The organism is Halosimplex aquaticum (genome assembly GCF_028747785.1).
Lineage (GTDB): Archaea > Halobacteriota > Halobacteria > Halobacteriales > Haloarculaceae > Halosimplex > Halosimplex aquaticum.
The window spans coordinates 2,467,654-2,479,390 of the sequence record NZ_CP118158.1; the positions used below are offsets into that span (position 1 = coordinate 2,467,654).

Below are 11,737 nucleotides of genomic sequence, written 5' to 3' on the forward strand. Positions count from 1 at the left end.
CAGGGAACAGTCGACCCGCGAGTCGCCGGTCGGTCAGGTCGAGGCCGCGACCGGACGCTCGCCGTCGTCGGTCACTGCGGACCGCTGGGGCGCGATGACCGTCTCGCCGGCGTAGAGGCGGTGGCCGACGTCGACGGTGAGGTCTTCGGGGTCGTACTCCGGCGGGAAGACCACGTCGAAGCGGCTCCCGAACGAGATGTGGCCGATGCGCTGGCCGCGGGCCACCTCGTCGCCGGGGTCGACGTACGAGTACGTCCGCCGGGCGAAGGTGCCCGCGATCTGTTCGACCGTGTAGTCCTCGAACTCGAAGCGCAGGCGCTCGTTCTCCTCGGCGTCCTTGGTGAACGCGAGTCTGTTCGCGCCCGGGACGTGTTCGACGCGCTCGACGACGCCGTCCATCGGCGCCCGGTTGACGTGGACGTCCCACCCGCTCATGTATATTCCCAGGCGCAGTCCGTCCTCCTCCTCGCGGACGACGGTCACCTCCCCGTCGGCGGGAGAGACGACGCCCTGCGGCGGGACGACGCGCGCCGGGTCGCGGTGGAAGTACACCACGCCGACCGCCGCGACGACGCAGGCCGCGCTCGCGATCCGCGAGAACGGGAACGCGACCCCGGCGACGACCACCGCGAGCAGGGCGTACCGGTAGCTCGGGCGCGCGATCCTCATTGTCAAAAGTTCGACTTTTCCGGCTATAAGTCTTCCGAAGCCCCCGCTCATCGGCAGACGGCGGTCGCGTGGACGCAGTGAGGACCGCACCGAGGACGTCGCCCGTTCCGCACGGCCGCGACCGTCTGGCCGTCCGGGGCCCGTCAGTCGTCGGGCCGTCCGCCGCCGTCAGTCGTCGAGCGTGACGACGCCCGTCTCGATCAGGTCCGCCAGCACGTTCCGGGCGTGGCCGTCCGGGTCGACGCCGGTGTAGACCGCCTGGATCGATTCGCCGACCACGACGAACGTCGTCCTGCTCGCGACGCCGCCCGACAGCTCCACGTCGAAGGCCTCGGCCACCTCGCCGTCGGGGTCCGCGAGCAGGTCGAACTCGATGTCGTACTCGTCGGCGAAGTCGGCGTGCGAGTCCACGCCGTCCGTCGAGACGCCGTAGACGGTGACGCCGGCGTCGCGGTAGCTCTCCAGTTCGGCCTGGAACTGCTCGGCCTCGGTGGTGCAGCCGGGCGTGTCGTCTTTCGGGTAGAAGTAGACCACGGAGACGCCCGTCCAGTCGGGTTCGACTGCGTCGCCGTCCTGGTTCGGTGCGCGTACCGCGGGCGCCGGGTCTCCGGGTTCGAGTGCCATACCCGCCCGACGGCCGCCCGGCGAAAGCCGTTTGCGGTTCCGGCCCTCTCGACCGGATCGAGGGAGGCGACCGCGCGCAGCGGGACGGCAGCGCCGCCCCGGTTCGCCCCGTCAGTTCACCGGGATGTCCGTGCCGCTGTCGGACTCGGTGGTCTGTTTGGGCAGCGTGACGGTCAGGACGCCGTTCTCGTAGGTGGCCGAGGCCTCGGACTCGACGACCGGTTCGGGCAGGCCGACGCTGCGGCTCACCGACTGGCTGGTCCGCTCGCGGGAGACGTAGCGGTCGGCCTCCTCGACGGTCTCGGTCTCGCGCCGGGCCGACAGCGAGAGCGTCGTCGCGTCGGTCAGTTGCACCTGGACGTCCTCGCGGTCGTAGCCGGGCAGGTCCGCGACGACGACGAACTCGTCGCCGGCGTCGGCCACGTCGACGGGCACCTCGCCGCCCGCCTCGAGTCCGCCGGTCATCACGTCGATCAGTTCCTCGATATCGCCGAAGGGATCGGTTCCGCGTGCCATGTCACTCCGACTATACGCCCCCGTGCGCCTTAAGGCGCGTGCCGGTTCTCAGTCCAGCACCGTCTCGCTGTCGTACGAGCCGAGCCGCCGGACCCACCCCTCCTCGGCGATGGCCTCGATCTCCGCGAGCGCCTCCTGGGTGCGCTCCTCGTAGAGGCCCGCGGCGATGTCGATGTGGAAGACGTAGTCGCCCAGGCGCTCGCCGCTCGGCCGCGACTCGACGCGGGTTAGGTTGATGTCCCGCTCGGCGAACGGTTCGAGCAGTTCCAGCAGGAGCCCGGGGTAGTCGACGTCGGGGTAGACGATGAACGAGGTCTTCGAGCCGGCCTCGCTGCGCTCGCTCGCCGGGGCGACGACGACGAAGCGGGTCGCGTTCGAGGACTCGTCCTGGATGTCCTCGGCGACGACGCGCAGTTCGTCCCCCGCGTTCTCCGGGTGGCCGATGGCGGCGACCGTCGGGTCCTCGCGGGCGCGCTCGACGCCGCGCGCGGTCGACGCCACGGCTTCCAGCGTCGCGCTCGGGTAGTTCTCGCTGAGGTAGTCCCGGCACTGCGCGAGCGCCTGCGGGTGGCTGGCGACGGTGTCGAACTCGGGGCCCTGCGCGAGCAGCGCGTGGCGGATGGGCGTGATGAGTTCCTTCACGACCGCCACCTCGTAGTCGGCGAAGGCGTCGAGGGACTCCGTGACCGACCCCTCCGTGCTGTTCTCGACCGGGACGACGCCGCGGTCGTACTCGCCGCTGGCGACCGCCTCGACGATGCCCGTCTTCGACTCGGCGAAGGACACCTCGTCGGCGACCGCCTTCGCCGCGCGATGGGAGTAGGTCCCCGCGGGACCGAGCGTGAGCGCTTCCATTACCCCCTGCTTTGCCGGTCGCCGTGAAAAGCGTCGTGGTCGCCCGTGATCCGAGAGCGGCGGGCGCCCTGGCCCATCAGTCACGGCGTGGAACGTCCGCGAACCGGCACCTCAAACGCCTCCTCGGCGGGGGGCGAACCGCCGGGATCCGTCCCGAGGTGGTGCTGGCCGCGGGATCACCGGGGCGGTCCGCGTCAGAGCGGTCACGTCTCCGCTGCGGGGAGCGTGAAGGTGAACGTCGACCCCTCGCCGGGCTCGGAGTCGACCCAGAGGTCGCCGCCGTGTCGTTCGACGATCCGCTCGCACAGCGCCAGCCCGATTCCGGTCCCCGAGTGGTCCTCGCGAGCGTGCAGGCTCTGGAACACCTCGAACACGCGCTCTTCGTCGTCGGGGTCGATGCCGATCCCCTCGTCGCTGACCGAGATCTCCCACTGTTCCCCGACCCGCTCGGCAGAGAGGTGTACCTCCGGGGGCCGGTCGCCGCTGTACTCGATCGCGTTGTCCAGCAGGTTCTGGAGCAGCTGGCGCAACTGTCCGCCGTCCCCTTCGACGCGCGGAAGCGGGTCGGCGGTGATCTCGGCGCCCGACTCCTCGATTTTGACCTGCAGGTCGGCGCGGACGTCCGCGAGGACGTCGTCGAGGTCGACCGGTTCGAACGGGTCGCCCCGCGTGTCGATGCGCGAGTACTGGAGCAGTCCCTCGATCATGTCGCGCATCCGGTCGGCGCCGTCGACGGCGAAGTCGATGAACTCCCGGCCGTCCTCGTCGAGGGCGTCGGCGTAGCGCTGCTCGATCAACTGGAGGTAGCTGGAGACCATCCGCAGCGGCTCCTGCAGGTCGTGGGAGGCGGCGTAGGCGAACTGTTCGAGGCGCTCGTTGGACTCTTCGAGCATGTGCTCGTACTGCCGGCGCTCGGTGACGTCCTGGATCAGGAGCATGCCCGCGAAGACGTCGCCGGTGTCGTCCGTGACGGGGAGCGTGTTCGCGTACAGGTACCGGCCCTGGAACTCGATCTCGAACGAGTTCGTTTCGCCCTCGAGCGCGGCGTGGAAGTAGGGCTCTAGCTCCGCGACGAGGCCGGGGGGATGGAGCTCGGTGAAACTGCGGCCGATCCGGTCCTCCGGATCGAAGTCGAGCCGCTCGAACATCTGCCCGCCGACCGCGGTGTACCGCAGGTCCTCGTCGAACAGCCCGACCGCCCCGTTCGGGAAGTGCTCGACGATCGACCGGTAGCGCTGTTCGGACTTCTCGAGCGCCCGTTCGCGTTCTTTCCGGTCGCTGATGTCCCGGACGATCCCCGCCCGGTGCCAGTCGCTTTCGTCGTCGTCAGGCAACAGCGCGGGCGTCGCCTCGACGGGGAGCCACTCCCCGCTCGCGGTCCGGAGTCTGGTCTCCACCGCCCGTTGTTCGACGCCCTCCCGCTCGGATTCCCGATACAGTTCGTCGAGCTGGTCCGCAATCTCGTCGTCGAGAAGGGCCGAGGAGTCGGTCCCGACGAGTTCGTCCAGGGAGTATCCGAGCATCGAGGCGTAGGTGTCGTTGACCATCTGGAACGTCCCCTCCTCGTCGGCCACGTAGACGCCGTCGTTGACCGCCTCGACGATCGTCGCGTATCGCTCGAAGCGCTCGTTCGACCGTTCCAGCCGGTCGATCGTCGCCTCCAGTTCGCGCGCTCGCGTCTCGGCCTGTGCGTTGTGGATGCCGGCGGCGAGGCCGGCGACCGCCGCGAGCCCCGTCAGAATGAAGACGGTCGACAGATCCTCGATGCCCTCGTTCGGCTGGAGGCTGTAAAACGCGAGCACGGCCAGCATCACCAGCAGTCCGCCGAGACACCACCGCGCGACGGCCGGGTAGAACTCGGCGTGGATATCGAACCGGGGGAGCCGGTACATGACGTACAGGAGGACGGCCCCGGGCCCGGCGATCAGGACGAAGATGATCAGGTCACTGATCGCGGGGGTTCCGACTATCTGTCCGAGCGTCCATCCGAGACCGAATACGACGTACAGTCCCCCGAGAACAGCGACGATGCGCCGTCCCCCGACGAGGGAGACGTATCGGTGCCTGCCGGCCATTGCCCCTATTCGGGCAACGATCGGTATTAAGTTGGTGTTAGGACCGCCGCTCGTCGCCGAAGCGCGGCTATAGAACTGCCCCAGTGTGCGAAACGCTACGCTGGAATCCGCTGCCGGGCACGTCCGCGGAGACCCGAGACGGGGCCTTACTCGCCTGCGGACTCGACTCGGCCGGCGTACTTCTCCAGTTCGTCCGCGAGTTCGCGGGCCTGGTCGGCCGAGAGTTCGACCTTGTCGGCGTGAGCCTGCACCTCGTCCAGGTCCGTGTTGTCCATCTCCACCTGGAGTTCCACGTGGTTCGGGTCGTCGCGGCTGTCCGTCGTGACGTTCAGCACCGTCAGCGCCTCCTCCTCGAAGCCGTGCCCCTCGACGACGCCGTCGAGCAGGTCGAAGGTTGTGTAGGCGTTGACCTTGAGAATGCGGTCGACCATACCGGCAGTCGGCGGCGCAGCTACTTAAACGGCCGTCGACTGGCAAAAGCCACCGCGCGGAACTGCGACGTGGCGAAGGTCGGTCCGACACCAGTCGAACTACGAGTCGCTGCCCTCAGTCGTCGGCGGGGGCGAGCGAGTTGCCCTCGGCGTCGGTCGGGGCCGGCGAGTCCGCCATGTCGTCTTCGTCGGCGTAGGGGTACCACGTCATCTTCGTGTTGTGCATGTACGGGTCCTCGTAGCTGGTCTCCTCCGCCTCCGCGAGGTCCTGAAGCGTGTCCTCGTCGCGCTCGGCGACGAACTCGCGGAAGGTCTGGCCCTCCTCGCGCTCGTCCTCGAAGGTGGCGAGCAGGTTCCGGATGTAGCCCGGCACCTCGTCGGCGGGGACGCGCATCTCGACCCAGTCGGCGAAGTGGGGGTTCTCCCCGAGGCCGCCGCCGAGGCCGATGTCGAGCGCCTCGACCGGCTCGCCGTCCTTGCGGGTCTTCATCCCGCGCAGGGAGATGTCGGCGATCTGCGGCTGGGCGCAGGAGGCGGTACAGCCCGAGAGGTGGATGTGGAAGTCCTCGACGCCCTCGGGGAGCTCGACGTTGTCCTTGAGCCAGCGGGCGTAGCGGACCTGGCGGTTCTTCGTCTCGACGATGGAGAGCGAGCAGAACTCCGTCCCGGTGCAGGCGATAGAGCCGCGCATGAACGGGTGGGGGTCCGGCGAGTAGGTCTCCAGCAGCGGCTCGTCGAGGAACTCGTCGAGTCGGTCGCTGTCGACGTCCGTGACGATGATGTTCTGGCGCTGGGTGAGGCGGACCTCACCGGAGCCGTACTCGTCGGCGAGTTCGGCGAGTTCGTACACGTCGTCGACGCCCATGCGGCCGACGAGGACGTCGAGGCCGACGTAGTAGTTGCCGTCGGGCTGCTCGTGGACGCCCACGTGGTCGCCGTGTTCCTCGCCGCCGGCGTTGTACGTGTAACTCTCGCGCATGTTCTCGCCCGCGGTCTTCAGTTCGAAGTCGACGAACTCCTCCTGGAGCACGTCGCGCATCTTCTCGGTCCCCCACTCGTCGACGAGGAACTTGATGCGGGCGTTGAAGCGGTCCTCGCGGTCGCCGTACTCGCGGAAGAGCGCCGACATGCCGTGGCCGATGTCCGCGGCCTGCTCCGGCGGCACCCAGACGTCGATAGAGCGCGAGAAGCGCGGTTCCTTGCGGGAGAGCCCGCCGCCGACGCGGATGTTGAAGCCGAGTTTCTCCTCGCCGTCGACTTCCTTCGTGGCCGGCTCGAACGCCAGGTCGTTGATGTCGCCCTGGCCACAGCCCTGGTCACAGCCGGTGACGGCGACTTTCCACTTGCGCGGGAGGTTGGAGTAGTCGTCGTTGCCCTTGAACGTCTCGTGGAGCTCCTCGGCGACCGGCCAGGCGTCGATGTGTTCGTGCTTGTCCTTGCCGGCGACGGGACAGCCGACGATGTTGCGCCACGAGTCGCCGCAGGCCTGCTGGGTCCCCAGATCGTTCGCTTCGAGCTTCTCGAAGATCTCCGGGATGTCCTCCAGTTTGATCCAGTGCAGCTGGATGGACTGGCGGGTCGTCCAGTCGCAGTAGGCGCCGCCGAACTCCGGGTTGTCGACCGGGCCGCGGGCGTACTCGTCGGCGATCTCCGCGACGACCTCCAGCTGTCCCGGTTCGAGGACGCCGTTGGGCGTCCCGATGCGCATCATGAAGTAGGACTCCTGGCCCTTCCGCTGGTGGTACAGCCCCCACCACTTGAACCGCTCGAACCAGGCGTCGTGTTCGTCCTCCGGGATGGCGTCCCAGCCCTCCTCGGCGAACTCCATGAGGTGTTCGCGTATCTCGTTACCGTAGACCTCGCTCTTCCAGTTCTCGACTTTCGTCGGCATTCGTGTCTGCCCAGAAGCCATCCGCACTTATACGAACACGCATTTCGACAAGCGGCCCCACCTCTCGCGAAAACCGGACCTTGTTGCCGGTTATTCCGGGCGAGAGAGGCGGTGGCGTCTGTCCGGAACGCGGACGCCCTGGGGGTCGACGGGCGAGAATTCACCGGTCTCGGGGTCGATGACGCGCCCCACCGTGACCCAGTCGGTGACGCCTTCGGTCCCGCACGTGATACAGCGGCCGGCGACCCTGGCCTGGATCTCGGGGTGGTCGACGCCCACCTCGGCGAAGCCCTCGACGAGGAAGTCGGCCGTCTCGCAGTCACAGACGTTCTGGCGGGCGAGCGGCCACAGGTCGCTGACGCTGATCCGGCGCTCGTCGTTGACGCTGATCCAGGCGCCGTCGTCGAGCTGGTGAACGTCGGTTGTCACTGACCAGAGTTACGTCCCCGATCACCCAGAGGCTGTCGGCCTGCACAACACTCGCCGGCGATTCCGCCGCCGTCACCGCCGCAGACGGGCGTCCGAGATAGGTGAAGAGATTGCCGGTACACCGAAGCCCGGGTAGCAATTACGGGAGCGCGCGGGGTTAAGGGGGAACGGGCTATAGGGAGGGACACGAAGCACAGATGACGCAGGCAACCGACACGCACGACGACGAAGCGCCCGAGCCGGACACCAGCCACCTCGACGACGTCGACGACGGTTGTGGCTGCGCCGAGGTGTGGGAGCATCTCTCCGAGGAACGCGCGGAAGCCGACGACTGAGGGCGCAGTAGCCCCGTTCCCGCGCGGCAGCGCCCGCCGCGCGGCCGTGCGTCCCCCGTGCCAGCAGACGGGACCCTTTTGACACACCATTCCGAAGGAGCGAGTGATGAGCGACGAGGGACCAGGAGAACCGCCGACGGACCGCGAGTCGCCGGTCGGCGCGCCGGTCATCCGCGGCGACCCGAGCGTCACCGGCCAGCGGCCCGAAGAGGCCGTCGAGTTCGACCCCGACGACCCGGAGAGCCTCGAGACCGCCGCACAGACCGTCCGGCAGTTCGCCAGCGACGCCGCCGGCGAGGCCGACACCGTCTTCATGCTCCGCGGCGCCGCGGCCTGCGCCGCCCTCGTCCGCGGGGAAGGCTCCTACAAGGCCGCCGCCGAGCGCGCCGGCGGCGAGGCCACCGTCGCGTTCATCCGCAAGTGGTCCCGCGTCCACGACCTGCCCCGCTCGATCCGCAAGCACGTCGCGATGGGTGAGATCGCCCCTACCGCCGCCAAGCACATCGCCCGCGTCGCCGGCCCCGCCCGCCTCCAGCTCGCGTGGGCCGTCCTCGACCACGACATGACCGTCCGCCAGGTCCGCTCGGTCGCCAGTGACGTCAACGACGGCGTCCCCGTCGAACGGGCGCTCGCCGCCGAAGGGATCACCCTCGGCGAGCTGACGATGGAACTCCCGCCGGAGATCTACCGGGAACTCCGCCGACGCGCCGCGCTGGAGGACGTCGAGCCCGACGACATCGTCGCGACGGCGCTCGAACGACGTTTCGAGCGCGGGTGATCGTAAGTACTTAATCGAGAACTCCCGGACAAGCTAATGCGGGCCGGTAGCTCAGTTAGGCAGAGCGTCTGGCTTTTAACCAGATGGTCGGGGGTTCAACTCCCTCCCGGCCCGTGCAATGAACCGCCGAGTGCTAATGAGGCGGTGAATGAACCGGCAGGAAGGGGTCGAACCACGCGAGACGAGCCAAGCGAGTCTCGCTCTCGGGTTCAACTCCCTCCCGGTCCGTATACTGAACCCGTGAGCGGCGCGAGCGGGTGAACACGACCATCCCCCTACCGCTCGATCGTTGCGAACGAACTTCACGACGACGTGCAACCGACACCATCGCTCATGTGAATGTGCTTCTTAACCGTTAAACCGCCTTAATCCAGTGAAATCCGGTCTCACGAACGCCCTCCTATAATCTGTCCAAGCGCGTCGAATCGAATGCAATCATGAATCTCGATAGCGACACCGTTCAGCGCGCCGTCGGACCGGAGGCAGTGGAATCGGCCAGCAAAGTCCTCCTCGGTACGGGCGCACTCGTCTTCGTCCTCCTGCTCGCGTCCCTGCTGCCCGGGCTGGACCGCTTACTCCCGGAGACGCGCGTGACACTGGCCGCTGTCATCGGCGCGCTGGCGACACTGGCAGTCGTCGGCCTCCTGCTGTATCTGGCGTCCGGGCTGGCCGCGCTGACGCGACTGGCGCTCGACGGGCCGGCTGCTATCGTCGAACACGTCGCGTCGGCCGTCCACTGGCTGGTCGTCCTCGCGGCGGTCCTCGTCGCCCACGCGGGGCTGGCGCCGGCGGTGACGCCGCTGCTCGACGGCGCCCGCGGGACCTACGACGTGGCCTTCCTGCTGCTCGCGCTCGCTCCGCTGGTGATCGTCGCGGCACGCCTCTCCGTCGCCGTCGACCCGCTCGCCGAGCTGGTCGCCGACAGCGTCGCCGGCGATTCGGAGCGCGCCGAGGCGTCCGAGTCGAACCGGGCCACTGGAGAGACCGCTTCGAGCGCGGACGCACCGGACTGGACGCCCGACGGAGACCGGCAGTCGGACTGACGGGAACTTCGAACCACGAAGTTTACCACGATGAGTCGCGAGGTGACGAGTATGAACGTCACGAACCGCTTCTCGGATCGGCTTGAGCCGGTCGGCATCGCCGTCGGCGTCCTGCTGGTGCTCGTCGCCCTCGGAACGCTCGCGGGCGCCCCGTGGACGACCAAAGGCGACATGCTCGCCTCTGCGATTCAGGTGTTCGGCGCCGTCGCGACCGCCGGTATCGGCGCGCTGCTGATCTGGCTCAGCCGGACCGACTGAACGTCACCGCATTTTCTCACCGCCAGGTTCCGTAGCGGAAGTCTCCGCCACGAGTCACGTCGCTACGATTCCGGGAAAACAGAGAGAAAGCGACCGCAGTCGTTCGTGCGCTCCGGGATTAGCCCCGGACGGGCAGGTACGCGGTCGCGAGCAGCAGGATGGCCGCGAGCAGGCTGAGTTCCGCGATGCCCCAGAGACCGATGATGCGGTCGTTGTACGACTCGATCTCGTTTTCTTCCGCTCGGTACTCGTCGTACCGCTCGTCGGTCTGTTCGAGCAGGACCGACGAGTTGTCCTGGAAGTGCGCGAAGTACTGCTCGCCGCCGACGGTGAAGTTCTCGCCCTCGGAGAAGCTGATGGTGTTAGTCTGCTCACCCGGACGCGTCAGTTCGACGCTCTCGTTGGTCACCGCGTCGACGGTGGTCTCGTTGCCCTGGTAGACGAGCGTCTCGCCTTCCGCGATGGTGTGGCGCTCTACCGGCGGGAAGTACTCGTCCACCGGGACGTTGGTGTCGTTCGCCCGGTAGGTGACCTTCTCGACGCCGTTCTGGGTGATCGTCTGGTTGTACAGCGCCGGGTCCTCCTGAACCATCGCCCCGATGTCACGCTGCTCGACGAAGACCGCCTGGGTCGGATCCGTCGCGTTCTCGGTCTGGACGATGAGCTGGTAGGGACCGCCCCAGACGATCGTCGCGGCGTTCGAGGTGACGCTCGTCACCGTCGCCTCGTTGCCCTGGTAGTTCACCGTGTCGCCGACGGCGTAGGTCTCGTTGACCGACGCGTCGCCCGTCTGCGTGAGAGTGAACGCACCAGCGCTCTCGTTGATACTGACCTGATACTCGCTGCCGTTGTACTGGACCGTCGACCCGGCCTCGAAGGTCTGCTCCTGACGGGCGGACTGGTCCTCCCAGCGCACGTCCGTCACGGGCACCTCGGAGCCGTTGTCGATGGTCGTCGAGATGACTGCGGACTCGTTGACCCACGAGAGCTCGCCGCTCCCCGTGTCCGCCGAGGCGACGGTGAACTGCCGGTCGTTGAGCGTCACCGTGTCGCCCGCGGTGTACGCATCGCCCTCCATCGTGATGGTCGGCTCTTCCGCCGTCTGGATCAGGCCGTACGCACCGGCCCCAATGACGAGGAAGAACACGAAATATATCGCCGCGGCGCGTCGTTGCATACCCGGGTGGTCGGGCGCCCCCGCGTATAATGATTACCAATTCCGCCGAAACCAGGGGATGGAACCGCCGCACGAATGTGTTCACGTACCACGGACCGCGGAACACTGACCGTTCTCCAGTGTCGCGCTCGGCAGAACCATCGCTAGTTACGGTCGGAAACCACAGGAAGCCAAGGGCCGGATTTGAACCGGCGGTGGGCGGCTCTGCAGGCCGCTGCGTTCGGCCGGACTCTGCCACCTTGGCGCGTTCGACAGTATCCGCCTGCGTCGCTTAAGCCCATCGGATTCGGGCCCGTTCGACTTCTTGGTTGCGGGAGGGAATCGACACCGTTGGCACTCCGCAAGAAATGACGAAAACCCCCGACCAGCGATGAGACTGGTCGAGGGTGATGAACCTGGCCGGGATGGCCAGAATGAGTGGAGGCGGCGAATCAGGTTTCCCAGAGACTCTCGTACTCCAGTACTCGCCGAAACGCAGGCGGGCTTAACTTCCGTGTTCGGGATGGGTACGGGTGTAACCCCGCCGCTATGGCCGCCCTAACGCCGATCCGCGGAATCGAACCGCGCGAGGCCTGCGATCGGTCGGTCGGTGAAACCGTGTATACGTGCGATCCAGATTGCGCCTGGACTCGTTCGATCGAGTCACAATGCGGTAT

Annotated in this window: 13 protein-coding genes, 2 tRNA genes and 1 rRNA gene; 5 read left to right on the plus strand and 11 right to left on the minus strand. The window is 67.6% G+C overall.

Annotation, left to right across the window (positions count from 1 at the left end; genetic code table 11):
- Nucleotides 1–33: 33 nt before the first annotated feature.
- The 8 genes from PSC72_RS12455 to PSC72_RS12490 form a co-directional block, all read right to left on the minus strand.
- A complete protein-coding gene (locus tag PSC72_RS12455) occupies nucleotides 34–669 on the minus strand; it encodes a protein sorting system archaetidylserine decarboxylase (protein ID WP_274321735.1) in 636 nt (211 codons plus the stop codon).
- 168 nt (nucleotides 670–837) lie between these two features.
- Nucleotides 838–1,293, minus strand: a complete 456-nt coding sequence (locus PSC72_RS12460) for a peroxiredoxin (protein WP_274321736.1) — start codon at nucleotides 1,291–1,293, stop codon at nucleotides 838–840.
- 111 nt (nucleotides 1,294–1,404) lie between these two features.
- On the minus strand, nucleotides 1,405–1,809 hold the full coding sequence (locus tag PSC72_RS12465) for an Hsp20/alpha crystallin family protein (RefSeq protein ID WP_274321737.1): 405 nt from the start codon (nucleotides 1,807–1,809) through the stop codon (nucleotides 1,405–1,407).
- A gap of 48 nt (nucleotides 1,810–1,857) precedes the next feature.
- Nucleotides 1,858–2,664: a prephenate dehydratase gene (pheA, locus tag PSC72_RS12470; RefSeq protein ID WP_274321738.1), complete on the minus strand. Its 807-nt coding sequence runs from the start codon at nucleotides 2,662–2,664 to the stop codon at nucleotides 1,858–1,860.
- Between the two features lie 203 nt (nucleotides 2,665–2,867).
- Nucleotides 2,868–4,739 carry a PAS domain S-box protein gene (locus tag PSC72_RS12475; RefSeq protein WP_274321739.1) on the minus strand — a complete coding sequence of 624 codons (1,872 nt, stop codon included), beginning with the start codon at nucleotides 4,737–4,739 and terminating at the stop codon, nucleotides 2,868–2,870.
- A 146-nt stretch (nucleotides 4,740–4,885) separates the two neighbouring features.
- Nucleotides 4,886–5,170, minus strand: a complete 285-nt coding sequence (locus tag PSC72_RS12480; protein WP_274321740.1) for a DUF6360 family protein — start codon at nucleotides 5,168–5,170, stop codon at nucleotides 4,886–4,888.
- A gap of 115 nt (nucleotides 5,171–5,285) precedes the next feature.
- Entirely contained in the window at nucleotides 5,286–7,061 is a 1,776-nt protein-coding gene (locus PSC72_RS12485) for a nitrite/sulfite reductase (protein ID WP_274321741.1), read from the minus strand.
- A 90-nt stretch (nucleotides 7,062–7,151) separates the two neighbouring features.
- Entirely contained in the window at nucleotides 7,152–7,490 is a 339-nt protein-coding gene (locus PSC72_RS12490) for a hypothetical protein (protein WP_274321742.1), read from the minus strand.
- A 197-nt stretch (nucleotides 7,491–7,687) separates the two neighbouring features.
- Here PSC72_RS12490 and PSC72_RS12495 point away from each other — a divergent pair, with 197 nt between their 5' ends.
- The 5 genes from PSC72_RS12495 (at nucleotide 7,688) to PSC72_RS12515 (ending at nucleotide 9,904) form a co-directional block, all read left to right on the plus strand.
- Nucleotides 7,688–7,825: a hypothetical protein gene (locus PSC72_RS12495; protein ID WP_274321743.1), complete on the plus strand. Its 138-nt coding sequence runs from the start codon at nucleotides 7,688–7,690 to the stop codon at nucleotides 7,823–7,825.
- Nucleotides 7,826–7,931: 106 nt separating this feature from the next.
- Nucleotides 7,932–8,603, plus strand: coding sequence for a DUF7119 family protein (locus tag PSC72_RS12500; RefSeq protein WP_274321744.1), 672 nt, complete (start codon nucleotides 7,932–7,934; stop codon nucleotides 8,601–8,603).
- A gap of 40 nt (nucleotides 8,604–8,643) precedes the next feature.
- Nucleotides 8,644–8,717 (plus strand) — tRNA-Lys (locus PSC72_RS12505).
- A gap of 323 nt (nucleotides 8,718–9,040) precedes the next feature.
- Nucleotides 9,041–9,646 carry a hypothetical protein gene (locus tag PSC72_RS12510; protein WP_274321745.1) on the plus strand — a complete coding sequence of 202 codons (606 nt, stop codon included), beginning with the start codon at nucleotides 9,041–9,043 and terminating at the stop codon, nucleotides 9,644–9,646.
- A gap of 51 nt (nucleotides 9,647–9,697) precedes the next feature.
- Complete coding sequence (locus PSC72_RS12515; protein WP_274321746.1) at nucleotides 9,698–9,904, plus strand: hypothetical protein; 207 nt, start codon at nucleotides 9,698–9,700, stop codon at nucleotides 9,902–9,904.
- A 118-nt stretch (nucleotides 9,905–10,022) separates the two neighbouring features.
- Here the strand turns inward: PSC72_RS12515 and PSC72_RS12520 are convergent, their stop codons facing one another.
- The 3 genes from PSC72_RS12520 to rrf all read right to left on the minus strand — a co-directional run bounded on the left by PSC72_RS12520 (nucleotide 10,023) and on the right by rrf (nucleotide 11,621).
- Nucleotides 10,023–11,081: a hypothetical protein gene (locus PSC72_RS12520; protein WP_274321747.1), complete on the minus strand. Its 1,059-nt coding sequence runs from the start codon at nucleotides 11,079–11,081 to the stop codon at nucleotides 10,023–10,025.
- A 168-nt stretch (nucleotides 11,082–11,249) separates the two neighbouring features.
- A tRNA-Cys gene (locus tag PSC72_RS12525) sits at nucleotides 11,250–11,325 on the minus strand.
- A 174-nt stretch (nucleotides 11,326–11,499) separates the two neighbouring features.
- A 5S ribosomal RNA gene (rrf, locus tag PSC72_RS12530) occupies nucleotides 11,500–11,621 on the minus strand.
- Between the last annotated feature and the right edge of the window lie 116 nt (nucleotides 11,622–11,737).

Bases quoted from the DNA above. Each gene is read 5' to 3' on its own strand.
- PSC72_RS12455 (WP_274321735.1), bottom strand. From the start codon at position 669: ATGAGGATCGCGCGCCCGAGCTACCGGTACGCCCTGCTCGCGGTGGTC.
- PSC72_RS12460 (WP_274321736.1), bottom strand. From the start codon at position 1,293: ATGGCACTCGAACCCGGAGACCCGGCGCCCGCGGTACGCGCACCGAAC.
- PSC72_RS12465 (WP_274321737.1), bottom strand. From the start codon at position 1,809: ATGGCACGCGGAACCGATCCCTTCGGCGATATCGAGGAACTGATCGAC.
- pheA (WP_274321738.1), bottom strand. From the start codon at position 2,664: ATGGAAGCGCTCACGCTCGGTCCCGCGGGGACCTACTCCCATCGCGCG.
- PSC72_RS12475 (WP_274321739.1), bottom strand. From the start codon at position 4,739: ATGGCCGGCAGGCACCGATACGTCTCCCTCGTCGGGGGACGGCGCATC.
- PSC72_RS12480 (WP_274321740.1), bottom strand. From the start codon at position 5,170: ATGGTCGACCGCATTCTCAAGGTCAACGCCTACACAACCTTCGACCTG.
- PSC72_RS12485 (WP_274321741.1), bottom strand. From the start codon at position 7,061: ATGCCGACGAAAGTCGAGAACTGGAAGAGCGAGGTCTACGGTAACGAG.
- PSC72_RS12495 (WP_274321743.1), top strand. From the start codon at position 7,688: ATGACGCAGGCAACCGACACGCACGACGACGAAGCGCCCGAGCCGGAC.
- PSC72_RS12500 (WP_274321744.1), top strand. From the start codon at position 7,932: ATGAGCGACGAGGGACCAGGAGAACCGCCGACGGACCGCGAGTCGCCG.
- PSC72_RS12510 (WP_274321745.1), top strand. From the start codon at position 9,041: ATGAATCTCGATAGCGACACCGTTCAGCGCGCCGTCGGACCGGAGGCA.
- PSC72_RS12515 (WP_274321746.1), top strand. From the start codon at position 9,698: ATGAACGTCACGAACCGCTTCTCGGATCGGCTTGAGCCGGTCGGCATC.
- PSC72_RS12520 (WP_274321747.1), bottom strand. From the start codon at position 11,081: ATGCAACGACGCGCCGCGGCGATATATTTCGTGTTCTTCCTCGTCATT.